The 21,658-nt window shown below is 69.4% G+C and carries 21 protein-coding genes and 1 pseudogene; 10 read left to right on the forward strand and 12 right to left on the reverse strand.

Annotation, left to right across the window (positions count from 1 at the left end):
• Positions 1-116: 116 nt before the first annotated feature.
• Complete coding sequence (locus ACZ4MF_RS43145; protein ID WP_467499102.1) at positions 117-1,607, reverse strand: sensor histidine kinase; 1,491 nt, start codon at positions 1,605-1,607, stop codon at positions 117-119.
• Complete coding sequence (locus tag ACZ4MF_RS43150) at positions 1,604-2,368, reverse strand: response regulator transcription factor (RefSeq protein ID WP_467499104.1); 765 nt, start codon at positions 2,366-2,368, stop codon at positions 1,604-1,606. The genes ACZ4MF_RS43145 and ACZ4MF_RS43150 overlap by 4 nt, the downstream gene beginning before the upstream one ends.
• A gap of 427 nt (positions 2,369-2,795) precedes the next feature.
• On the opposite strand from ACZ4MF_RS43150, the gene ACZ4MF_RS43155 reads away from it, so the two are divergent.
• The 4 genes from ACZ4MF_RS43155 to ACZ4MF_RS43170 are packed head-to-tail and all read left to right on the forward strand — an operon-like array spanning position 2,796 to position 8,611.
• The gene (locus ACZ4MF_RS43155; protein ID WP_467499106.1) at positions 2,796-4,370 is read left to right on the forward strand and encodes an IucA/IucC family protein; all 1,575 of its coding nucleotides are present in this window, start codon (positions 2,796-2,798) and stop codon (positions 4,368-4,370) included.
• A gap of 37 nt (positions 4,371-4,407) precedes the next feature.
• Positions 4,408-6,096, forward strand: a complete 1,689-nt coding sequence (locus tag ACZ4MF_RS43160) for an IucA/IucC family protein (protein WP_467499108.1) — start codon at positions 4,408-4,410, stop codon at positions 6,094-6,096.
• Positions 6,093-7,307, forward strand: a complete 1,215-nt coding sequence (locus tag ACZ4MF_RS43165; RefSeq protein ID WP_467499110.1) for a type III PLP-dependent enzyme — start codon at positions 6,093-6,095, stop codon at positions 7,305-7,307. Before ACZ4MF_RS43160 ends, ACZ4MF_RS43165 begins: the two co-directional genes overlap by 4 nt.
• A complete protein-coding gene (locus ACZ4MF_RS43170; protein ID WP_467499112.1) occupies positions 7,304-8,611 on the forward strand; it encodes an MFS transporter in 1,308 nt (435 codons plus the stop codon). Before ACZ4MF_RS43165 ends, ACZ4MF_RS43170 begins: the two co-directional genes overlap by 4 nt.
• 349 nt (positions 8,612-8,960) lie before the next feature.
• Here the strand turns inward: ACZ4MF_RS43170 and ACZ4MF_RS43175 are convergent, their stop codons facing one another.
• From ACZ4MF_RS43175 to ACZ4MF_RS43195, 5 genes are all read right to left on the reverse strand, one after another.
• The gene (locus ACZ4MF_RS43175; protein WP_467499114.1) at positions 8,961-10,811 is read right to left on the reverse strand and encodes an NHL repeat-containing protein; all 1,851 of its coding nucleotides are present in this window, start codon (positions 10,809-10,811) and stop codon (positions 8,961-8,963) included.
• 337 nt (positions 10,812-11,148) lie between these two features.
• Complete coding sequence (locus ACZ4MF_RS43180; protein ID WP_467499116.1) at positions 11,149-11,595, reverse strand: hypothetical protein; 447 nt, start codon at positions 11,593-11,595, stop codon at positions 11,149-11,151.
• Between the two features lie 516 nt (positions 11,596-12,111).
• Positions 12,112-12,486 carry a fluoride efflux transporter CrcB gene (gene crcB / locus ACZ4MF_RS43185; protein WP_467499118.1) on the reverse strand — a complete coding sequence of 125 codons (375 nt, stop codon included), beginning with the start codon at positions 12,484-12,486 and terminating at the stop codon, positions 12,112-12,114.
• A complete protein-coding gene (locus ACZ4MF_RS43190; RefSeq protein ID WP_467499120.1) occupies positions 12,483-12,836 on the reverse strand; it encodes a DUF190 domain-containing protein in 354 nt (117 codons plus the stop codon). The genes crcB and ACZ4MF_RS43190 overlap by 4 nt, the downstream gene beginning before the upstream one ends.
• Complete coding sequence (locus tag ACZ4MF_RS43195; protein WP_467499122.1) at positions 12,833-13,318, reverse strand: fluoride efflux transporter FluC; 486 nt, start codon at positions 13,316-13,318, stop codon at positions 12,833-12,835. Before ACZ4MF_RS43195 ends, ACZ4MF_RS43190 begins: the two co-directional genes overlap by 4 nt.
• A 395-nt stretch (positions 13,319-13,713) precedes the next feature.
• On the opposite strand from ACZ4MF_RS43195, the gene ACZ4MF_RS43200 reads away from it, so the two are divergent.
• Positions 13,714-14,787, forward strand: coding sequence for an inorganic diphosphatase (locus tag ACZ4MF_RS43200; protein ID WP_467499144.1), 1,074 nt, complete (start codon positions 13,714-13,716; stop codon positions 14,785-14,787).
• A gap of 46 nt (positions 14,788-14,833) precedes the next feature.
• On the opposite strand, the gene ACZ4MF_RS43205 is transcribed toward ACZ4MF_RS43200, so the two are convergent.
• On the reverse strand, positions 14,834-15,682 hold the full coding sequence (locus ACZ4MF_RS43205) for an ABC transporter permease (protein ID WP_467499124.1): 849 nt from the start codon (positions 15,680-15,682) through the stop codon (positions 14,834-14,836).
• A gap of 377 nt (positions 15,683-16,059) precedes the next feature.
• Between ACZ4MF_RS43205 and ACZ4MF_RS43210 the strand changes: the two genes are divergently transcribed.
• Positions 16,060-16,758, forward strand: coding sequence for a VOC family protein (locus ACZ4MF_RS43210; RefSeq protein ID WP_467499126.1), 699 nt, complete (start codon positions 16,060-16,062; stop codon positions 16,756-16,758).
• A 58-nt stretch (positions 16,759-16,816) separates the two neighbouring features.
• Here ACZ4MF_RS43210 and ACZ4MF_RS43215 read toward each other — a convergent pair.
• Positions 16,817-17,245, reverse strand: a pseudogene (locus tag ACZ4MF_RS43215) (transposase family protein); the annotation flags it as partial.
• Between ACZ4MF_RS43215 and ACZ4MF_RS43220 the strand changes: the two are divergent.
• Positions 17,169-17,342 (forward strand): hypothetical protein, encoded by a 174-nt coding sequence (locus ACZ4MF_RS43220; protein ID WP_467499146.1) that lies wholly within the window; start codon positions 17,169-17,171, stop codon positions 17,340-17,342. The pseudogene ACZ4MF_RS43215 and the gene ACZ4MF_RS43220 overlap by 77 nt on opposite strands.
• An 88-nt stretch (positions 17,343-17,430) precedes the next feature.
• On the opposite strand, the gene ACZ4MF_RS43225 is transcribed toward ACZ4MF_RS43220, so the two are convergent.
• Positions 17,431-17,574, reverse strand: a complete 144-nt coding sequence (locus ACZ4MF_RS43225; protein ID WP_467499128.1) for a hypothetical protein — start codon at positions 17,572-17,574, stop codon at positions 17,431-17,433.
• Positions 17,575-17,898: 324 nt separating this feature from the next.
• Entirely contained in the window at positions 17,899-18,165 is a 267-nt protein-coding gene (locus tag ACZ4MF_RS43230; protein ID WP_467499130.1) for a transposase, read from the reverse strand.
• A gap of 150 nt (positions 18,166-18,315) precedes the next feature.
• Here ACZ4MF_RS43230 and ACZ4MF_RS43235 point away from each other — a divergent pair, with 150 nt between their 5' ends.
• From ACZ4MF_RS43235 to ACZ4MF_RS43245, 3 genes are all read left to right on the forward strand, one after another.
• Complete coding sequence (locus ACZ4MF_RS43235) at positions 18,316-18,732, forward strand: hypothetical protein (RefSeq protein WP_467499132.1); 417 nt, start codon at positions 18,316-18,318, stop codon at positions 18,730-18,732.
• 502 nt (positions 18,733-19,234) lie between these two features.
• Positions 19,235-19,609: a DUF3995 domain-containing protein gene (locus ACZ4MF_RS43240; RefSeq protein ID WP_467499134.1), complete on the forward strand. Its 375-nt coding sequence runs from the start codon at positions 19,235-19,237 to the stop codon at positions 19,607-19,609.
• Positions 19,610-20,334: 725 nt separating this feature from the next.
• Positions 20,335-20,676: an iron chaperone gene (locus ACZ4MF_RS43245; protein ID WP_467499136.1), complete on the forward strand. Its 342-nt coding sequence runs from the start codon at positions 20,335-20,337 to the stop codon at positions 20,674-20,676.
• Positions 20,677-21,044: 368 nt separating this feature from the next.
• On the opposite strand, the gene ACZ4MF_RS43250 is transcribed toward ACZ4MF_RS43245, so the two are convergent.
• Complete coding sequence (locus ACZ4MF_RS43250; protein ID WP_467499138.1) at positions 21,045-21,203, reverse strand: hypothetical protein; 159 nt, start codon at positions 21,201-21,203, stop codon at positions 21,045-21,047.
• Between the last annotated feature and the right edge of the window lie 455 nt (positions 21,204-21,658).

Below are 21,658 nucleotides of genomic sequence, written 5' to 3' on the forward strand. Positions count from 1 at the left end.
CACACCGGCCGGTCGGCTCCCCGTCTGGTGGCTTCGGTTCCGGAGGCGCGGCAGGAGACCGGGTGGCATCCGGCCACGGTGGACACCGACCACAGCGGCAACACCATGGCGGTCCCTCAAGGGCAGCGAACAGCGGCGCTGTGGGTGGTGTGGAGACATGGGCGGCCTGCGGAGTCGGCGTCCGCAGGGGTGCTGCCGAGTTCCTGACGAGCGCGGCTCTCGGCACACCGGAGTCGGACGACGGCGTCGAGCCCGCCGCCAGGAGCTGCCTCCAGGGTGACCTCACCGCCGCTTGCGTGGCTGAGTTGCCGGACCATCGGCAGGCCGAGTCCGGTGCCGTCGTGGTCGGCGTCGGGGGCCCGCCAGAACCGGTCGAAGGCTCTGCGCCGTTCTGTCTCCGTCATACCGGGGCCCTGGTCGACCACATGCAGTTCGGCCATGGCAGGGGTGCGGCTGCCTTCCCTCGCGGTGGTGGCGGCTGCGAGCGTGATGGCGGTGTCCGGCGGGGACACGCGCAGCGCGTTGGAGAGCAGGTTGTCGATGATCTGCTCCAGAGCTCCCGGGACGGCCCACACCCACACGGCTTCCGTCCCGGAGGCGATGATGTCGACGTGCTGTTCATCGGCGAAGGCCGCCCAGATGGCCGCGCGATCCGCGACGACGGCGTTGACGTCGACGGCCTCCGGCCTGGTCGCGGAGTTCTCCAGCCGGGCGAGCGCGAGCAGCCCCTGCACCATACGACTGAGCCGCTCCAGCTCCCCGAGTGCTTTGTCGAGGCTGTCCTGGGCGCAGGGGGCGAGGTGCGGCTCGAAGTTCTCCAGGCGCAGGCGGAGTGAGGTCAGGGGAGTCTTCAGCTGGTGGGAGGCTTCGGAGGCGAACGCCTGCTGGGCCTGGAGCAGATGCTGGAGCCGGGTCGCGGTTCTCGTGAACGACACGGCGAGCCTGCGCAGTTCCGGCGGCCCGTGATCGGCGGCCGGCGGATCGGTGATGCGGCCTTCCGCGAGTTGTGCGGTGGCGCGCTCCAGGGCCTGGACGGGACGGGTGATCGAGCGGGCGAGCGCGAAACCGATCAGGGCGACGGCGGCCAGGACCCCGAGGCCGACGGCGGCGAGGACCAGCCAGGTGGCGTGGACCCTCGCTGTGAGCGGGCCCAGCGCATACACCGTGCGCACCACGCAGGCCACGGTGGCGTCGGGACCACCCGGCACGGTGACGATGAGGACCTCGCGGCCTGTGGACGGCTCGCTTCGGGTGCTGACGGCGGGCTGGTCGCGCAGTGCGGTGGAGATGTCCGGCTCGGCGGACAGGTCCCTGCCGACCGGGGCACGGGCAGCGGTGTCGGTGAGGACGGTGCCCTTGTGCCCGGCGACGAGCACCCGGCTGCCGGTGCGCTGCCCGTACGCGCGGGCCAGTTCGGGCAGGTCGGCCGTCAGCCCGTGCTCCATCTTGTCCTCGCAGACCTCGGCGAGCGTCATCGCCCCCTGCTGCGCCGCATGGGAGAAGCGGGACAGCTCGCTGCGGGCGTAGAGGATGCCGAAGGGCACTTCGAGCGCGAGCAGGACGAACAGCATGAGGCTCAGATGGCTGAGCAGCAGGCGACGGGTCACCGGGGCTCTCCGCCGTGCGCCGGTTCCGCGAGGGACGTGGCGTCGGTGTGTGCCGGGGGGACCAGGCGGAAGCCGATTCCGCGGATGTTCTCGATCCAGGCCGCGTCACCGAGTTTGCGGCGCAGCGCGGCGATGTGGACGTCGAGGGTCTTGGTGGGGCCGAAGAAGCTGGGTTCCCATGCCGTGTCGAGGATCTGCCGGCGGGAACAGACCGCTCCGGGGTCCTTGGCGAGGCAGACGAGCAGGTCGAACTCCTTGGGCGCGAGGGCGATGGGCGCCTCGTGCAGGTGTACCTGACGGGTGCGATGGTCGATGGTCAGCGGGCCGATCCGCTGGATGCGGGACGTCCGTGGTTGCCGTGCCGGGTCAGCCGAGGGCGGCGGCTCCTCGCGCGGGGTGGCCGGCACGAGGGGCCGGGCGCGGCGTATCACGGCACGGATCCGGGCGACGAGTTCCCGTACGCCGAACGGTTTGGAGACGTAGTCGTCCGCGCCCAGCTCAAGACCGAGTACCCGGTCCACCTCGTCGTCTCTGGCAGTGATCATGATGATCGGCACGGACGAGCGGGAGCGGAGGGCACGGCAGACGTCGATGCCGTCCATGTCGGGGAGCCCCAGGTCCAGCAGCACCATCTCCGCCTCCGGCGCGGCGAGGCCGTCGGCCCCGTTTCTGGCGTGTTCGACGGTGAATCCGAAACGGCGCAGTCCCTCCGCCAACGGTCCGGCCACCCGGTCGTCGTCCTCGATCAGCAAGACATGCATGGCGAAAGGCTCACAGACCTTGGCCCATGGGTGTGGCGCAAACGCCGTAGCCTCCCTCAAGCCGGTGATCCTTCACGGTCGGCGTAACCGCCGAAGCGCGGCGCGACGACGACATCCAGGACATGGACAGCGGGGAGTAAGCCCGGAGTTAAGGCCGCGAACGGCAATGTCCCATTCCCCCAGGTGACAGCCGAAAAACGGGGAAGGGCCGGGTCGCATTCGGGCCGCATGAAGGGGAATCCCTCTCAGCGGAATCGGCTGGAGGTGAGGAAGGAAAAACGCCTCATCGGAGGATTCCGGGACCCCCGCTGCATGTGTCCTGGCAATGCGCTTGATCGTCTTCCCATAGTGTCGGTTGCCCGGCCGATGCCACCGGAGCACCGCACGCCGAGCGCCCCGACCACCAGCACCTGGGATACCCATGTCCATGCCTCTTGATGAACTACGCCGCACACGCCCGGACCTGGTGGCACCCTTCACGACCGCGCTGCCGGGAGCACGTGCCACCGTGCTCGCCCGGCTGTGGGGCGCTTTCGTACGAGAGCCGCTGCCCGGCGTGACCGGGCATCGCCGGGAGTCCGGCGCCCTCGTGGTCGAGTCGCAGCGGGGCGGTGCACTCTCGGCGGCCGAATCCAGCGCGCGGCCGTTCGCCGAGGTGCCCGACGACTTCGCCGTATCGGGTCCGAAGGGGCCGATCCATGGGCCGGCGGAGTTGCTGGCGCAACTGGGCCTGCGTACCCCTGCGGCGGAGCGACTGGCGGCCGAACTGGACAACAGCGTGGTCAACCTGGCCCTGGCCAGGGCCGCGAACGCCGGCGAAAGGATCCCGCCGAAGGACTCGGCGGATGCTGAGCAGGCGGTGGTCGACGGTCACCCGCAGCATCCCTGCTGCCGGACGCGCACCGGCATGTCGATCCACGACGTGCTCGCGTACGCTCCCGAGCACCACCCCGTCGTCCGGCTGGCGCTGCTCCGTGTCCCGGCCGACCGCTGGCAGGGGGCCGGCGACTGGCCGTGTCGACTGCGGGACGGCGACACGATCCTCCTCCCGCTGCACCCCTGGCAGCGGGACCACATGCTCGCGCACCACCCCGACCTGGCCGTCGTGGAGGAGACGATCCGAGCCCGGCCGTTGCTGTCGCTGCGTACCCTCGCCCCGCTGGACGTCCTGCCGGGCTGCCACATCAAGACGGCACTCGACGTGCAGGTCACCAACTACCGGCGCACCATCTCCGCGGCCGAGGTCGCCGACGGGCCCCCGCTGTCCGACCTGGTCGCGGCCGTCATCGACAAGGCCGGGTATCGCGGCAGCCTGCGCATCCTGCGGGAGCTGGGCGGCGGCGCGGTGCGCGTGGACGGACAGCCCTGCGAGAGCCTGGCCGCGATGATCCGGGAGTCGACCGAGTGCTACCTCGACGCCGGAGAGATCGCGGTTCCGCTCACCGCCGTCCACGCGACCGGAGCCACTGTGGTGTCGGGTGACCCGGTGCGCTGGCTGGCGGACTTCGCTGGGCTCGTGTTGCCGCCCGCACTGACGCTGCTGTCCATGGGCGTGGCGCTGGAGGCACACGGCCAGAACACCCTGGTCGTACTGCGGGACGGGCGGCCGGTGCGGGTGCTGTACCGGGATCTGGACGGCGTGCGGGTCAGCCCGCGACGCCTGGCCCGGTGCGGATTCGCTCTGCCGCCGTTGCTCGGCACCCGCGCGGGAGACGACGTGGACGCGCTGCGTACCAAGCTCTTCGGCGGCCTCGTCAGCGGAGTCTTCACCGAGTTGGTCGCCGTCCTCAGCCGGACACGGGCGGCCGACCCCCGGGCACTGTGGGGCGCGGTGGCCGAGGTCGGCCACAGGGTGTACGCCGGCCTGCCGGACCGGGAGGACGCGGCGGCGTTCTTCGGCGACACGATGCCGCTGAAGGCGACCGTCGCCATGCGCCTGTCCCAGAACCCGGGCAAGGCCCAGTGGACGCCCGTCCCCAACCCCCTGGCGTCCTGCCGTTGATTCCCCGCACCGACCACTGTCCCCCTGGAGCGACCGTATGAGCACCGGCACCGCCACCCACGCCAACCCGATCGACGCAAGCACGCCGGTGACGACAGCCGACACCGTCACCGCCCACACGCTGCTCAACTGCCTCATCCGCGAGGTGTCGGCCCCCGAGCATCAGGTGACGGTCGACGACGACCACCTCCTGCTACGTCTGCCCCGCCGGGGCATCCTGCTGCGCTCCCCGCTGCGCAGGGTCTCGCTGATCGGAGCCCACCGCTTCCAAGGGCCGGTGCAGCGGCTCGACGACGACGCCTGGGTGACAGTCGGCTGGAAGGAGCTGGCCGGATACGTCCAGGAAGAACTGGAACTGCGTACGGGTGTCGCCAACGAGGAGTTCCTGAGCCAGGTAGCCGACAGCCGTGAGACGATCCGCACCGCGCTCGAAGAGCGGGCGGACGCCTCGCCGCACCCGGATCCGTACGTTGCGTCGGAACAGTCCCTCGTGTTCGGCCATCGCTTCCACCCCACGCCCAAGTCCCGCACCGGCGACCCGGCCGACTGGCTGGCCTACGGCCCGGAGACCGGCGCGCGCTTCCGTCTGCGCTGCCTGGCCGTGCGCCGCCATCTCGTGCGTGAGGAGGGCGAGTTGCAGGAGATGGAGGCGCTGTGCCCGGCGTCCGATCCGGGATTCGCGATACTGCCGGTGCATCCCTGGCAGTACCGGCTGCTGCAGGGCCACGACCGGCTACGGGAAGCAGTGGCCGTCGGCGATGTCGTCGACACCGGAGTGAGCGGACCGGAGCTGGTGCCGACCGCATCGGTGCGCACGCTGTACGAGCCCGACAGCGACACCTTCCTGAAGTTCAGCCTGAACGTCCGCCTCACCAACTGTCTGCGCAAACACGCCAGTTACGAGCTGCCCGGTGCCGTCTCCCTCAACCGCCTGCTCCAGCCCGTCTTCGCCGACCTCGCCGGCCGCTTCTCCGGCTGTGCCCTGCTGGCCGAGCCCGGCTACCGCACGCTCGCTGCCGAGAGGGAACTCCTGGAGGGACTCGGCGTCATCGTCCGCTCCGGACTGCGCCGGCATCTGCGTCCCGGAGTGACACCCCTGCTCGCCGCCGCGGTGGCGGACGAGTACCCGACCAGCACAGCCCACGTCTCCCATCTGCTCGCCCGCGGCGACGGGAACGTCCTGGCCTGGTGGGACGCGTACCTACGACTGCTGCTGCCACCAGTACTGGCCGCCTACTTCGAACACGGCGTCGTCCTGGAACCCCACCTGCAGAACGTCGTCGTGGGCGTGCACCCCGACGGCACTCCCGCACAGATGATCTTCCGCGACCTGGAGGGCACCAAGCTCCTGGCCGAACACCACCGGCACGCCCTTGCCGATCTGCCCGAGGACGTCCGGGGCCCCCTCACCTACGACCCCGAACGCGGCTGGAACCGGGTCGCGTACTGCCTCTTGGTCAACCACGCCGCCGAAGTCCTCAGCGCCCTGGCCGACCTCGAACCGACGCTGGAACCCGCCCTCTGGGGTCTGGTCCGCGACCACCTGGCCACCTACGCCCGCACCGCCGCCGAACCGCCGCGCCTGCGCGCCCTGCTGTCGGGCGTACCGCTTCCCGCCAAGGCCAACCTCCTGCTGCGCTGGGCCCGCCAGGCCGACCGGCATGCCACCTACGTTCCTCTGCCCAGCCTGCTCGGCGCGGACTTTCCCCGGGAGGTGATCCGGTGAGGCCCGTACTGCTCGACCACGTCGGCCGGCTGACCGACGACGACCTGCCCGCGTACGTCTACGACCTCCCGGCCCTGCGCGAGCACGTGCACGCCATCCGGGCCGCGCTGCCCGAACGCGTCGAGCTGCTGTACGCGGCCAAGGCCAACTCCGATCCCCGGATCCTGCGCGCCCTGGCCGCGTACGTCGACGGATTCGAGGTGGCCTCCGGCGGCGAACTGAGCCACGTCCGCGGGCTCGTCCCCGATGCGCCGCTCGCCTTCGGAGGCCCCGGCAAGACGCAGACAGAGCTGGCCCGGGCACTGGAAGCCGGAGCGGAGCGCCTGCACATCGAGAGCGAACACGAACTACGCCTTCTCACCGCCCTGCTGGGCGACCGGAGCGCCGACGTCCTCCTGCGCGTCAACCTGCCCATCGACCTGGGCCATGTCGCCCTCGCCATGGGCGGACACCCGAGCCCGTTCGGCATGGATCCCGCGCAACTGGACGGCTGCCGGGAGCTGATCGCCGCCTACCCGCGCATCCGCGTGCGCGGCCTGCACCTCCACCTGGCCAGTGGACTCCAGTCCCAGGCCCAACTGGTCCTGATCGACAAGATCCTGACCTGGGCCGAAGACTGGGCTCACCAACGGGGAGTCGACCTGGCCGAGGTGAACGTCGGAGGGGGCATGGGCGTCGACTACGCCCACCCCCACACGGTGTTCGACTGGTCCGGGTTCGGGACGGGACTGGCCCGGATCCTGGCCCGCCACCCTCGCCTCACGCTGCGGATCGAGCCCGGCCGTTCGGTCACCGCGTACTGCGGCTGGTACGTCACCCAGGTCCTGGACATCAAGTCCAGCCGCGGGGAGGCGTTCGCCGTGCTGCGTGGAGGCACCCACCATCTGCGCACTCCGGCCGCCAAGCAGCACGACCAGCCCTTCGAGGTGATTCCCGACGACCTGTGGCCGCGGCCCTGGGACCGGCCGGAGGCCCGTGACGAGCCGGTGACCCTGGTCGGACAGCTGTGCACGCCGAAGGACGTCCTGGCTCGGCGGGTCATGGTGGAGCGGCTGCGCGTCGGCGACCGAGTCGCCTTCGCCATGGCGGGCGCCTACGCCTGGAACATCTCGCACCACGCGTTTCTCATGCATCCCCACCCGACCTTCCATCACCTCGACGATGCCGAGGTGTCCGCCGTCGGCGGCACCTACGCCCCTCACATGTCATGAGCGCGGGCTCCCGCATGCCGGTGAGGGGCGCACTCGCCGTCCGGAACTTCCGCCGCTACCTGCTCGGGCAGTTGACCTCGAACATCGGCACGTGGATGCAGCGTGCCGCCCAGGACCTGCTCGTCCTCCACATCACCGGCAACAGCGGCAGCGCGGTCGGCATCGTGACCGCACTGCAGTTCCTGCCGCAGACCCTGTTCGGCCTGACCGGAGGCATCCTCGCCGACCGCTACGCCAAGCGACGGATCCTGCTGGTGACCCAGACGGCCATGGGCGTGCAGTCACTCCTGCTCGGACTGCTCACCGTCACCGGCGCGGTGAACCTGCCGTCCGTCTATGTGCTGGCCTTCGCCCTCGGCAGCGCCACCGCAGTGGACAGCCCCGCCCGCAACGCCTACATCTCCGAACTGGTCGACCGGGAGCGCGTGGCCACCGCGATCAGACTGAACTCCGCCCAGTTCAACGTGGCCCGCAGCGTCGGCCCCGCCCTCGCCGGCCTGACGGTCGCCGCCTTCGGCACAGGCCCGGTGTTCCTCGTGAACGCGGCCTCTTACCTGGCTGTCCTTTACGGCCTGATCACCATCCGAACGGACGACCCACCGGGCCCCCGCCGACCCCGGGCACCCGGCCGTACCCGACTGCGCGACGCCTTCCGCCACATCACCTCGACCCCGGAACTGCTCCTGCCGATCAGTCTCGTCGCCTTCGTCGGCACCTTCGGCCTCAACTTCCAGGTCACCACCTCGCTCGTCGCCATCACGGCCTTCCACACGGGCGCCGCCGCCTTCGGTTACCTCTCCGCCGCGTACGCCCTGGGCAGCCTCATCGGCGCGATCTACGGGGCAAGCCGTGACAAGCCCCCCACCGCACGCCGGCTGATCTCCACCACGATCGTCTTCGGGGCGCTGGAAGCCGCGCAGGGCCTGATGCCGGACTGCGGCTCGTTCATGGCCCTGCTGATCCCCACTGGATTCGCCGCGGTGATCGTGACCACCACCGCCAACGCACTGACCCAGCTCCACGCCGACCCACATCTGCGGGGCCGCGTCATGTCCGTCTACTTCCTGGTCCTCCTCGGCGGCACCCCGATCGGCGCCCCTCTGGTCGGCCTGGTGTCGGACACCTTCGGCGCCCGCTCCACCCTGGTCCTGGGCGGCCTCGTCTCGGCGTCCTCCGCGCTCGCGCTCTCCGCCTTGATCAAGGGCCGAATCCACCGGCCCATCCGCATCACAGCAACGGCCCCCGTCACCAGCTCACCTTTCGCCGCAGCCCGGCCGGCAGGGGATCGGCATCCCGATTCCTGACACGTCCGCGGGGCCGGCCCGATCGGACCGACCGCCGCCCGGCAGTTGTTCAGCGCGGTGGGCATCGGTGCGGACACGAACACGGACACGGACACCGAAGCGGCGAGGCGGGCGAAGCCGTGCAGGTTGCCGTCCTCGATCAGCGGGTCGAGGAAGGAGAACAGACGCTCCGGCCGACTGGGCAACCGCAGCTGATGGACGTGCAGTCCGCCCGCCGCCGCGATCTTCCGAGCCCGCCGTCCGGCCGGAGCTCACGACCGGGTACGGCCACCGCGCCTCCCGCTGGTCGGTGACCGGATGATCCGCCCGCGCCCGGGAACACGGCCAGCCGGAACACGCAGACCGATCGTCATCTGGACTGGGTGCTGGTCTGGGTTGAGCAGGCGGTTGTGCTGGTGGCCGTCGGGCGGGCCGGTAGGGGGTTCAGGGGGGTGCATACGGGGGTGGCGACGCCGATGAGTTCGACCAGGCCGTTGCCACCGGTGGGTGGGACGACCTCGGACCAGTTGTTGGCCAGCCAGACGTTGCCGGACTGGTCGAGCTGGACGGCGGTGAGGTGCTGGATGGACTTGCTGCGGTAGCCGTCGGGCGGCGACAGCACGGAACCGGTGGAAGAGCCGGGCGGGCACGCGCTGGTGTTGACGCCGCACAGGACGGAGACAGAAGGGGTGCCGAAGCCGGCCACCCACACGCGGTCGGAACCGTCGATGGCCACGGACCAGGGAGCGATGGCCGTGGGCAGTTTGTGTACGCCGGAGACCTTTCCGTCGGGCCCGAGTTCGGTGACCGAATTGCTGAGGAAGCTCGGCACCCACACGTTGTTCTTGGAGTCGACGGCGAGTGCGAGCGGCCAGTCGAGTGAGGCGTCCTTGATGGGGGAGAACGAGGTCGGCTTGAAGTCGGGACCGATGACGGTGATGCTTCCGCCCGCATGGCCCTTCGGTACGCGCGTGTCCAGGAGTTTCGCCCCGTTGAATCGGGCGTTCGAGACCCAGGCCCGGCCGTAGCCGTCGATCTGGAGGGAGAACGGGTGGTCGAGTCCGCCGCCGGTGATGGTGATCGCCTTGGAGGGGTCACCGTGGGGGTAGACGATCACGCTTCCCTTGCCGCGGTTGCCCTTGAGGCCGTAGAAGTTCGCGATCCAGATGTTTCCCCTCTGGTCGACGGCGGTGCCCTGGGGGTGGTTGAGATCGCCGTTCTTGAATCCCGTGCTGGGCGACAGGACCTTCCCCGTCGACGAGTACTTCGCCATGGCATCACCGGCGTAGCTGGGTGCCCAGAGAGAGCCCTGGTGGTCGATGGCGAGGCCCCAGGCGCCCGCCTTCATGCCACCGCCGCTGATGGGGCTGTTGAAGGCGGGTTTGCCCACCGGGTCCTGCACGGTGAAGTAGGAGCTGGGGTTTCTCGTTCCGGGCAACCAGTTGACGGTGGCCCACACGTTGCCCTTGGCGTCGACGGCGATCCGGCCAGGGGCGTAGACCTTGGGCGCAACGTAGTGGAGGGCCAGGACCCAGGCTGACGGGGCTGCGGTGAGCGCGGGGCCGTACGTGTGTGCCTTTCCGGCCAGGGCATACAGCTTGGTGGGGGTCAGTTTCGGGTCGCGGGCAAGATTGAGCACCGCTTGAGCCGTGTCCCCCGGTGTGCTGTCGCCCTGCGGCGTGGCCAGGAGCAGCATGTCCTTGCAATTTCCGGTGTTCGCTCCCGGCGCGCAGAGCGAGATGAGGTTCGCCAGGGTGCCGAGGGTGGCCAGGGTGTCGTTCTTGGTGCCGTTGTTCTGGTCGGTGACGACCTTGCCGGGTTTGCCCGTTGCCGGGTCGGCGAGGTTGTAGGACGTGGCTGCGGCGTTCTCCAGGCCGGGGCTCGGCCCGGTGATGCCGTGCTGGTCGGTGAACTGGGCCAATGCGTAGGCAGCGGCGACGGTGGTGAACTCGTTGACTGTGACAGCGGATTCGGAGCGCGGGGCGACCGCGCCCCCGGAGCCGAATCCCACGACGGAGCGCAGACGCAACGACCGGTCGCCCGTGGGTGCGGCTTCGACGTACAGCACAGAGCCCGTGTGCCGGCCGGGTCGGATCTGGAAGGCCCCGCGGGCGTCGGTCGTGGCGTGCCCCAACGTCCGGACGCCTTGCGGGTCTCCGGCGAAGAGGGTGACGGTGGCGTGGGACAGCGGCTTTCCCGCGCTGGTGACGGTTCCGTGCAACGGGGCCGGAGTGCTGGGGGCTGTGGCTGCGGGAAGCCCCGTCAGAGCCAGAGCCATGGTGCCCGATGCCGCAAGGGCGATGCCTGAACGGTGCCGTGAGAACTCCGTCCTTCCAACACCGCACGAGAATCGCCGCGTTGCTCTGCCGAGGCGCATGGTCAGGGGAAGCAAGATGGGGGCCTTTCGTCGTGTCGGCACGGTGCAGAACCTCCGCCCACAGGCCGGACGTCTGACGCTCCGACGGGTCTTGCTGAGCGTTCGCAGTGAGCCACGCTGTCGACGGCGGGGCGCCCTGTGCGATCGTGACCAGGGCGCCAGGGCGCCGGCGCGATCCGCTCTATGCGTCGACGTCGTTCGGGTCGCGCAGCGTGAACCATCCGACCTTGCGGCCGGACAGCCAGATCAGACCCAAGTACAGATGCGGGCCGACCTGACGGATCTCATCGCGCACGCCCCCGAACACCAGGGACGTGTTGGAGTAGTCGATGACGATGCACTCCTGCTCGTCCAGAAGGCTCGGGCCGGGAGCGACCATGGCGACGATGGACAGAATGTCCATCGGGGTGAGGCGGTTGCTGAGGTAGCCGTCCGGGCTGAAGACCTTGCCGCGCCACGCGAACAGATGCACCAGACCGGCGAGCAGCCATGCCCCTTCAGGGCCTGCATCGGGGAAGATTGCCCGGCCCTCCATCGGGCCCTTGGGAATCTCGCCGGCCGGACTCCTGCGAAACAGCTCCTCAAGCCTCTGATCGTCGGTCCTGAGAAGTTCAGCCTCTGTAGTCATCACGATCTTCCTCGGCCCGGCAACCCTGTGGCCGTGGACTGGTCTGCGAGCAACCGGTCCGCCGGGAACACTCAGTGATCGTCTGCTCGGGACGCGCCCAGCGGGGAACCAGCTCAGGCAGTGGGGAAGGCGCCAGAAAAATGTGACGATGACCAGTCCAACCACATGATCACCTTTAGCGTGTCACTCCGCTGTCATCTCCATCGTGGACCCTTTCGGCGCGACTCACCATCGCTGGCAGCGGCCGTGACGTGTACGCATGACAAGCGCCGTACCCCGGGACCGACTTTCGCACAGCAGCGTGCGGCCATCACAGCATTCGGTGTCTTTGGCAACCGGTGGACGTCTTGGCGAGCATGAGCTGACGCAAGCCCGTCCCAGCGGCCCGGTTTGCGCACACGTAGTGGGTCGGCTGCACCCACGCCACGTCGTGGAGCATCGCGCATCTCCCGCGGTCCTCCTGACGCCACTCACCGCACGGGCGGACCGGGAGGCTCAGGGAGGGTGGTGGGGGGATCAGGCCCAGATCGCCTGGGCGAACGCGGCTCCGGTGAAGGCCGCGCCCAGGCCGGCGACGATGCTGCCGAACGCGTTGGCCGCGGCGAAGAAGCGGGCGCCCTCCTCGGCCAGCCGCAGGGTCTCGTACGACAGGGTCGAGTACGTCGTGAGCGCCCCGCACAGCCCCGGGCCCAGCAGGAGCTGGACGTGCGACGAGACACCGCCCGCCGCGACGGCGCCGGTGATCAGGCCGAGGATGAGGCAGCCGGCCATGTTGACCGTGAAGGTGCCCCAGGGGAAGACGGTGTCGTGCCTGGACTGCACGGTGCGGTCGGTCAGGTAGCGCAGGGGGGCCCCGACCATCGCGCCGATGATGACCAGCAGCCAGTTCACGCGGTGTCCTTCCGGTCGCGGCCGACGTAGCGGATGACCTCGCACTCGTCGAGGATCACCAGGCCCTCGGTGACCAGTTCGTCGAGCTGGGGCAGAAAGGCGCGGATGCGTTCCTCGGTGTCGACGATGACGATCGCGACGGGCAGGTCCTCGCTCAGCGACAGCAGCCGGCTGGTGTGGATGAGGGACGTGGCGCCGAATCCCTCGATGCCCCGGAAGACGGACGCGCCGGCCAGGCCGGCTCTGTGGGCGCGGTGCACGATCTCGGAGAACACGGGCTTGTGGTGCCAGGTGTCGTTCTCGCCGATGAAGATCGTCACCCGCAGTGCGGTGCCGGTGAGCCTCGTCATGACTGCCTCCACTCGATCACGCGGCGGGTCAGGTTCGCCGTGGTCCACACGGCTGCCAGGGCGCAGAGCATGGTGGCTGCCAGATAGGTCAGCCCGGCCGTGGCGTGACCCTGATCGACCAGGCGCTGGATGTCCACCGCGTACGTGGAGAAGGTGGTGAAGCCGCCCAGGACCCCGGTGCCGAAGAAGGGGCGCACCAGCCGGTGAGCGGCCCACACGTCGGTGATGATCACCATGAACACGCCGATGATGCCGCAGCCGATCACGTTCACGACGAAGGTCGTCCAGGGGAAGGTGCCGGCAGGCGTCGGCCACAGCAGGGCCGCACCGTAGCGGGCCGAGGCTCCGACGGCGCCGCCGAAGGACACCGCGGCGATGATCGGCCACTGCCCGCGCCGCAGCTCACGGCGCTGCGTGGGCACGTGAAGGTCGATGTCGGGATCGGTGGGTTCGCCTAGCACTCGGGATTGGGCCTCTCCCATGTGGTTCCCCTGCTCGCACGGCGCCCGGCCGATATCGGGCGCACTGAGGTGACGAGCAGGGACCGTTGGCGGCGCCGTTGTCGCGGTTGGGGTACGGCGGCCCCCACCGCCGCGCGGCGGCTCGGGTTGCCGCAGACACCCAGCGTAGCGCGATGCCCTCGCCGGCTCTCGATGAGAGGGGTCGGGGTGGTACCGCGTTGAGGCGAGCGTGCGGGCGCGGGACACTGGTCGCGTACGGCGATAGGGCTCGCCACGACCGCACCTCGACGGTGCTGATGGCCTCTGAGTGGAACAAGCAACCTGGCGGCATGGAGGTGGCGTCGATGCCCAGGATCGCGATCGAGGTCGAAGCGACCGTCGGCAGCACGATCAAGCGCGACGACGGACCCGACAGGATGTCGCCGGAGGGACAGCCCGAGGCGCGTGGTGCCGGCGGCTGGCCGGTGGGACGAGGACACGTCACGGACACGCTTGGGGACGACGGCCGTCTCCTTGAGGCACTGGTCCTGATGCGTGAGCCCGCCGTGCCGGGGGACGTCGTTCCCGCCTGGCCGGTGGCCGTGCTGCATCTCGCGGCGGAGGACCGCCCGGTCGACGAGGTGCTGTGCGTCGCCGAGGAGCCATGTTTCGTCGACCTGGTGGACATTGGTGATCTGCCGCGGTGGCACGCGGAGCCCGACGTGTGGGCGCAGGCCTTCGCGCGGCTCTCGTCGGGTGGAGAGTACCGGGTCACGGGCTGCGGGCCCTGCGAGAAGCCGACGAACTGCTGTCCTCGGCTCATCACGCGTACCTCCAGCTCACCGGGTGCATGGAATGAGCGCCGGGACGGGGTACCGACCACGCGCGTACACCTGGCGCCGTCGAGACGAGGGGCGTGCAGGTGCGGCGCACGTCAGACCGACCGGAACTGCCGCCCGAACAGGGCTCCCTTCTGCACCGGGTGGCAAGTGCGCAGGAGGAATCCGTCCACCCGGCGACCAGGCTTCCCCTCACGGCACCGATACGGACGTCCACGTGCCGCGCCGGCGCCGCCGTGTGGTGTGGGGATCGGGATGTGGATCGAGAGCGGAGCGGTTCCCGAGCAGACGGCTCAGGACCCTTCGGCGGCCGGAGAAGACACGCACGGGCGACGCGGACCCGCTGGCCACCGGCTGGCTCTCCTGTGCAGCCCCTACGCGCAGACCGTCGTGATGACGCCCGCGCACACTCGCCGACGCCTTGGGAACGCCGACCCTCCTCCCGGTGCTGCGCCGCGTGGGAGCCGACGAGAGCGTCCCGGACGGCGCCAAGTCCACCGCCCTGGAAGGCACCACGCCACGCGACGCGGACGACCACAGTGCCCGTGCGCTCGCGGAGCGCGAGCGGACACTACGACAGATCTTCGCCCGACTGAGCCCGCCAGCAGCAGGGACGAGACCTCGCAGGACCCCGGCGCCGAAGACCGGGCGCCGACAGGTGAGCAACGGTGACGCTCGGCGCCGAGCCGCTGGCCCCGCACGCCTGAACGACGAGGGCTCAGGGCGTACCGCTCGCCTGCCGCGCCCCCGTCGACCGCCCGGCCGTGCGCTGCGGGCCGATCCGCGCGGCGCCCGGCACCGGTCGGTGCAGGTGGTGGCGGGCGATGAGTTCGAGGGTCACCGCCACTGCGATCGACTGCACGGCCATCAACGCGATCAGGACGAACAACTGCACCGCTCCGGCCATCAACGGGCTGGCCCCGCCCAGGAGCATGCCGACGAATGCGCCCGGGAGCGTGACCAGTCCGACGGTGCGGGTCTGGTCGAGGCCGGGCAGGAGGGCATCGGAGGCCGCGGGGCGGGCGATCTCCATCCGTGCGTCACGGTCCGGGAACCCCAGCGCCATCGCGGCTTCCACCTCACCGCGACGCTGAGCCAGTTCGTCCAGGGCACGGCGACCGGCCATGACGGTCACGGTCAGGGCGCCGCCGATGAGCTGGCCGGTGACGGGAATCAGGGCGATGCCCTTCAGGGGAACGAGTCCCGTCAGCAGCAGTGCCGCGACGACCGGCACCACACCGGCGGCGATCGGGGCGGCCGTCAGCCACCAGGTGCGGTTGCTGGTGATTCTCCGTCCCGCCGTCCGGACGGCCACCCCGAACATGACGACGAGGAACGCCGACAGCCCTGGCACGGACGTGACGGCCCAGGTGACGATCACGGAGACCAGGGCGAGCTGGACGGCGGCGCGAAGCCCGGCGATGAGGATCTCCCGGGCCCGGCCCTTGTAGGGGTGCGGATTGAGGTGGAACCAGCCCGCGACCGCCGCCGCCACCAAGAGCAGAACGGCGAGCAGGACGCCGAGGGTTGTATTGACCGGTACGAGAGATGCCGCACTCGACGTCACGTGATCCACCTCAAGAAGCGCTGTCCGGCCGATTGGTGCACGGCTCCCGGCCAACGCCGAGCCCCCGGTTGCCGACAGCGCAGTGTATGCCGACGTCGGCCGACTCCGGTCAGGCCCTCGCGCCCACGCTTGCCAGCCCCTGTCACCCGCGCCCTACCCGTCGCGCCGGTGGCGCCGGTCAGGTGGACGGTGAGCGGTCCAAGAGCACCGGAGCGGGCAGCGGGTTCGCGTCGGTCGCGGCCGGTATGTGGTGGCAGCTCACCGTGATCGAGGTGCGGCCGCCCGGTACGAGTCCGGGGCCGACGTCGAAGACCGCGGCACCCCGAAGTACCGAGTGGCCGGACGGAGTTGTCGGACCCGCACGCTACGTTGATCGCATGACCTACGCAGAGGGCAAGATCGAGCGCATCAGGCCGCAGCAGTTCCACGAGACCATCGGCTTGGCGGACTGGCGTGTGCTGGGCGAGGGGGCGTGCGCGTACTACCGCACCGGGTCATTCACGGTCGGAGCCCGGCTCGTGCAGGCGATCAGCGAGTTGCCGGGCGTGGGGGACGGGCACCCGGACGTCGACCTGCGGCACGAGGGTGTGACCGTACGGCTGATCACGATCACGGACGACTACTACGGGTTGACCGAGCGGCACATCGAGCTGGCCCGGCAGATCTCGGCGGTGGCACGCACGTTGGACATTCCAGCCGACCCGTCCGCCGCGCAGACCGTCCAGGTCACTGTCGACGCCCTCGCCGTTCCCGACGTGGTGCCCTTCTGGCGTGCCCTGCTCGGCTACCAGGACCGTGCGAACAGCGGAGAGGACCTGGTCGACCCGCACCGCCGCGGGGCACCGTTCTACTTCCAGCAGATGGACGCACCACGCCCGCAGCGCAACCGGGTTCACATCGACGTCTGGGTGCCGTACGACCAGGCCGAGGCACGGATAGCCGCGGCGCTCGCTGCTGGGGGCCGCCTGGTGAACGATGCCGACGCGCCGTCGAACTGGGTGCTGGCCGACCCTGAAGGGAACGAGGCGTGTGTCGGCGTGGCGGGCTGGATTGCGCCAGACGGCGGCCACCCGTGAAAGCCCTGCGCGACGAGACCATGTCGCTGGTCGAGCACGGGGCACCTTTGCGTGGCGGTCAGTGATCGAATGCGGTCAGTGACCTTGGAACGGGAGCGTCGGTCTTGTGGTTGTGCCAGATCGCGGCAGCCATCGCGAGGTCGTCCTCGAACTCCTTGGAGGCGAACACCTTGTCCGCGATGACCAACAGCCCCGGCCGACCGTTGGTCAGATCCGGCTCGTGGTCCAGCATCACGTCCAGCACTCCCCGCTCGTCGATCTTCGGGTTCGCGAGTTCCCACGTGATGGGCATGCCGGTCGGGGAGCGGACCAGGTACAGGCGCGGACACCAGAAGAACCGCGAGTGAGAGGCGCAGTATCCGCATCCGGCCCAGCCGGCCATCTCCGACCGCTTCACCGTGGGCCGGGACATGCCGCATGGCACCGGTGTGGAGTGGACGACCCAGTGGTTGTCGAACCAGAAGCATGTCGCCGACGCGCAGGGTCGCGCGCTCGGAATGGGCGACGACGACCTTGACCCCTTCCATGGCGACCAGTATCCCGGCGTGATCGTCGGCGTCGCCGGGTTCATCCCGTGCGGTTGAGGGGTTGACCGCGTCCCACTACGCGGCGGCCTCGCGCCCGACACCCACCGCCGACCAGGTCATAGTCCACCATCCTTGTGAGGACCCTTCAGAGCGCTGAGATCGGAGAACAGCCGATGCCGACACCGACCAGCATGGGCATCATGCCCGTGCAGCCATCGGCGCTGGCGGGAACGGCGAGGATTCCGAGGAACGCGACGGCTCCGAGGACGGTAGCGGCAATACGGCGCATGAATTCTGTTCTTTCCAGTCAGGCGGACATGTCCTGATCTTTCTTCCCGTAGCCCTACACCGACATACCATGTGCCACTCGTGTGGTCCTGCCATATCGACCCCCTGCCCTCCTATTCGGAGGCCTCCCAGGTCACGTCTGCTGGAGCGGTGTCTCGGTGGTCCGAGAAAATACCGACCACGTCGGTGCGGTGGCGGATCTCCTTGTTCCATCTCTCCTGCGGGTTGTTCGATCAGACCTGACCTGCCGCCAGATCTCACGCGGGAACGCGGTGACGGTCAGCGGGGCGTGCTGAGCCGTGTCCAGGTGCGCTGTGCTTGTGGGCTACTTGGCCTCCAGCGCGTTCAGGACGTGCCGCATCTGGGCCTGGACGGTCGTCGTGTCGGGCTGTGCGAAGACGGTCGGCAGCAGCGTGGCCGCCCAGGGCTGGGCCGAATTCAGAACCTGGCTCAGCACGTTGCGGGCGCAGGGGTGCGGCATCGCTGCCATGATGCTCCAGGCAGGACCCGCGCCGAGCACATCGCCCAGCCCGGCGTGGGCGTCGGAGAGAACGAGCTGGATACCGGACAGCCCGCGGGGATCAGTGAACACAGGATAGTGAGCGGTCGGCGCCGTCCGCGGCGGTGGCGCCATCGATGTCGAGCATGTGAGTCTGCGCGGCCGGGTCGCCGTCGCTGTCTTGCCGAGCTTGTTCGGCTGGCCGGATGCGTCAGGTCGATGAGAACACGTGGTCATGGCGTCGTGGAGCTGCTGGAAGACCCCGGCAGCGGCAAGACATGGCCTGTCGGCGCCGCCCCACGCGCCGCGCACGGCTGCGGTTTGTGGGTACTGCGGGGCCGGTACTCCATTGCACAGGCGGACGTGCCGCTTCATCCCTTTCTCCAGTCGCTCAACGCGTGGGTGGTCTCCGCTTATCGTGGCCGTGGCCAAAAGCGCGTCGATAGGGCGCGAGTGCTGGCGAGTCTCCTGATCCGCTGGCCGGTGGGGGAGCGGCTTGCACTGGCCGGTCGCGCACAGGCCTCGGCGGACCCCGGTGCGCTGCGGGCGGCGTTGCAGGAGGGCAGCGACACAGGTTTCGCCGAGCAGGTGCAGCTCGACCCGCTCACTGTTTCCCGGAATCGAGTCTTGGTGGATGAGGATCTGGCTTGCCCGAGTTGACCCACCTGCACAGAGAGGGTGACGGTCTTCCGCTCTAGACGATCAAGTCCGATGTGTTCGATGGTCCGCGACGGCCAACTGAAGGGCAGGTGTACTGGGGCTCGAACTAAAGCACGGGAACTTCAGGCATGGACACCGCGTTTCTCCGCATGCTGGCTGTGTGGGGCGCCGCGCTTCCGGCGCCGGCCTTTCTCCTGTTCGTCTGCGGTGCGGCCGAGTTGATGATGCGGCGATTCAAGCGGCGCAGAGTCCTTCACCGCGGCCGCGGTCCTGAGTACCGCGCCTTGAACGGCACGGCCCCCTCGTCCTCCCGCCCGACCCCCAGGCCGTTCACCGGCCGCGCGGGGTGCGCAGCAACCCTGAAAGGCCCCATGGCAACCTCCTCTGCCCGACAGCTGTGCATGAAGATCGGCAGAGCAGGACAATGGCGAGGGTGTGGGGGCGTATCGCGTGCGCCTGGGCGGGCGCTCTCGCCACGCGCTGGGCGGCAACTGGGGGCTGAGTGTCTCGGCGGGGCCCCTGGCCGAGGAACGTCCGGCGTGGTTCGTGGCGGTGGGGCTTGTGGGGTGTGGGGGTGCTGTGCCTTGTCGGTGGGGTGCTGGGATGGCTTCTCGCCCGGCCGTGGCCCCATGGCCTGACCGGACGGGTGGTCAAGGCTCTGGGCTGGTCTGTTTGCGCTGTCCTGCTGGTGCGCGGCATCGCGGTTGAGATGCTGTTGATGACCGACACAGCAGGCCAGGAGGTCGACGTAAGCCCGGAACAGCGGCTGTGGACGCTGGTGCTGTGGAATCCCTGGTTTCTAATCGGCGGTCTCGTCTTCGGCCTGTCCGCTCGGGAGTTCGCAAGCGCGGACGGTTCGAATAGCGGACGCAAATGAGGCGGCGCCGACGTCGGCGGCACCACCGCTCATCCCGCCTGGGCGGCCGTCCGGAGCACCGCACCACGGCCGCCGTGAGGTTCCTCCGTGTCCCGGCGGATCTCACGGTACGAGTGGGGCCCGGACCAGTACAGGGCGCGCCGCTATCTCAGCTCGTACGGGCACATCACTCTCTCGACGCGGCGCACACCTTCCTCGGGGCGATGACCGCGCAGAAGAGCGAAAAAAGGGTTGCTGCGGTGAAGGAGGCTGAGTCACCGAGTTCACGGCGGCAGAAGTGCGCCGGCTTCTGGCAACTCGCGCTCCCCGGCACCCGCATCCCTACACCCACACGCTGCGCTGGTCGCGCTGTCGCCGACCACACCAGGCCGTGGACTGCCGCCGCCACTATCGTCGTCGTGGGTACTCGTTCGAGGGGCGGGCGGAGGTGGGGCGCTCAGCGCGTTGCCTCCAGGCCTCAGGCGCGAAAACCTTGAGCCATCCGATCGTCGGCAGACTCACCCTCGACTGGTCCTTCCTCGCCCTCCACCGAAGACCCCGACCAGCAGCTCATCACCCTGATCGCCGAGCCGGCACACCCGGCCACGACCATCTGCGGACCGGTAGTGCCGTCACCGCACAGGTTCGCCAGGTCGTTCGGAGCAATCATGCGGCGTGCGGGCGGTCGGGGTCTGGCAGCCGCTGGTGACGGGCATCGAGGATGATGCTCGGCCAGACTGAGTCTTATGAACGCTGACGTGCAGACCTACATCGACGAGATCGCGTCCGAGCACCGCCCACTGTTCGACCGGGTGCATCGGCTGATTGTGGAGGCGTTCCCCGAGGCGAGCGTCGCGCTGTCGTACGGGTTGCCGACCTATCGGGTCGGCAACCGAAAACTGCATGTCGGGGCATGGCGGCACGGGGTCTCACTCTACGGGTGGGACAAGGATCGGGCAGCAGGCTTCACCTCCCGGCACCCGGATCTCGTCAGCGGGAAGGGAACCATCCGGCTGCGCTCCGAAGAAGCGGCAGATGTCACTGACGATGAGCTGATCGGTCTCATCCGCGCTTCGCTGGAAGTCTGAAATCCGCGAGGCCGCGTGCGCCGGGCCGCTCAGGCTACGACTCTGAGGGGGCGTCCCCGCCCCGGCGGATGCCCTTCTCGCTCTCCACGCGGGCGCGCTCGCGACGCTGGGCGGCCCGATCGTCCAGGGCGAGTTGGTCGGTGTGAAGCAGAGGCCGACGTGTTCCTTGCCGTCCACCGACAGAGCTTGCTGCTCTTGCCGGCGGAGAGGCTGTGGGCGGCGCGTTTTCCGGTTCTTGTGTCAGTGATCGTGGCAGGCAGAGCGGATGCTTGGCCGACTTGTTCTGGATGAGCACATCGACGGCTTGCGGTGTGTGCCGTCCACTTCGGAGAGGCGCATGCCCAAGGGGACGACGAGCAGCTGTACAGCTACTCGGCCAGGTCGAACAGCAGCGTGAGACGTTCGTTGCCGTTCCTGGCACCCTGATAGAGCCGGCGGGCGAGCGAACCACTGGCCGAACTCGAACTCGACCTTGGTGCGCCCGCACTCTCACGGATCCGCTGCTCCTGGTGGTCCCAGCGGATCACAGCTGTGTCGTACCCCGCGAACGCACGTGGCTCCTGCCCGAGTTGCTCGGCAACACCGGCGACGAACCATGGCAGGGACCTCTCCAGAGTTGTTCAGCAAGATACCAGGGGGCGGAGACGGTGCCGAGCTCGACGGCCCAGAGCTGGTGGGCGCCGACGGAGCGGTTCGGTGTCAGCCGTCGGCCGGAGATGTTCGACGAGTTCGCCAACGCCTGCGGTGTGCGCGTACGGCGACAGCTCCGGATCAAGGCCGCGGGCCATCGTCGCGGACCTGGGCGCGTCGATCCGGCTGGCCACCCCGCGAAGACAGGCCTGCCGCCGGAGCCGACCGCCCTAGGGAGTGTGCCGAGTTGAGATCAAGGGTTTGGCTGTTTTGCTGTCCCGGCCTGGCCGGGGCGGTAGACAGGCGAGATGACCCGGGGTGATCTCACGGACGACGAGTGGGCTGTGTTCGA

It is taken from the genome of Streptomyces sp. NPDC025793, from assembly GCF_055558375.1.

Bases quoted from the DNA above. Each gene is read 5' to 3' on its own strand.
- ACZ4MF_RS43210 (WP_467499126.1), top strand. From the start codon at position 16,060: ATGACCTACGCAGAGGGCAAGATCGAGCGCATCAGGCCGCAGCAGTTC.
- ACZ4MF_RS43190 (WP_467499120.1), bottom strand. From the start codon at position 12,836: ATGACGAGGCTCACCGGCACCGCACTGCGGGTGACGATCTTCATCGGC.
- ACZ4MF_RS43200 (WP_467499144.1), top strand. From the start codon at position 13,714: ATGTCGCCGGAGGGACAGCCCGAGGCGCGTGGTGCCGGCGGCTGGCCG.
- ACZ4MF_RS43150 (WP_467499104.1), bottom strand. From the start codon at position 2,368: ATGCATGTCTTGCTGATCGAGGACGACGACCGGGTGGCCGGACCGTTG.
- ACZ4MF_RS43160 (WP_467499108.1), top strand. From the start codon at position 4,408: ATGAGCACCGGCACCGCCACCCACGCCAACCCGATCGACGCAAGCACG.
- ACZ4MF_RS43195 (WP_467499122.1), bottom strand. From the start codon at position 13,318: ATGGGAGAGGCCCAATCCCGAGTGCTAGGCGAACCCACCGATCCCGAC.
- ACZ4MF_RS43180 (WP_467499116.1), bottom strand. From the start codon at position 11,595: ATGACTACAGAGGCTGAACTTCTCAGGACCGACGATCAGAGGCTTGAG.
- ACZ4MF_RS43155 (WP_467499106.1), top strand. From the start codon at position 2,796: ATGCCTCTTGATGAACTACGCCGCACACGCCCGGACCTGGTGGCACCC.
- ACZ4MF_RS43220 (WP_467499146.1), top strand. From the start codon at position 17,169: ATGCCGCATGGCACCGGTGTGGAGTGGACGACCCAGTGGTTGTCGAAC.
- ACZ4MF_RS43225 (WP_467499128.1), bottom strand. From the start codon at position 17,574: ATGCGCCGTATTGCCGCTACCGTCCTCGGAGCCGTCGCGTTCCTCGGA.
- ACZ4MF_RS43245 (WP_467499136.1), top strand. From the start codon at position 20,335: ATGAACGCTGACGTGCAGACCTACATCGACGAGATCGCGTCCGAGCAC.
- ACZ4MF_RS43170 (WP_467499112.1), top strand. From the start codon at position 7,304: ATGAGCGCGGGCTCCCGCATGCCGGTGAGGGGCGCACTCGCCGTCCGG.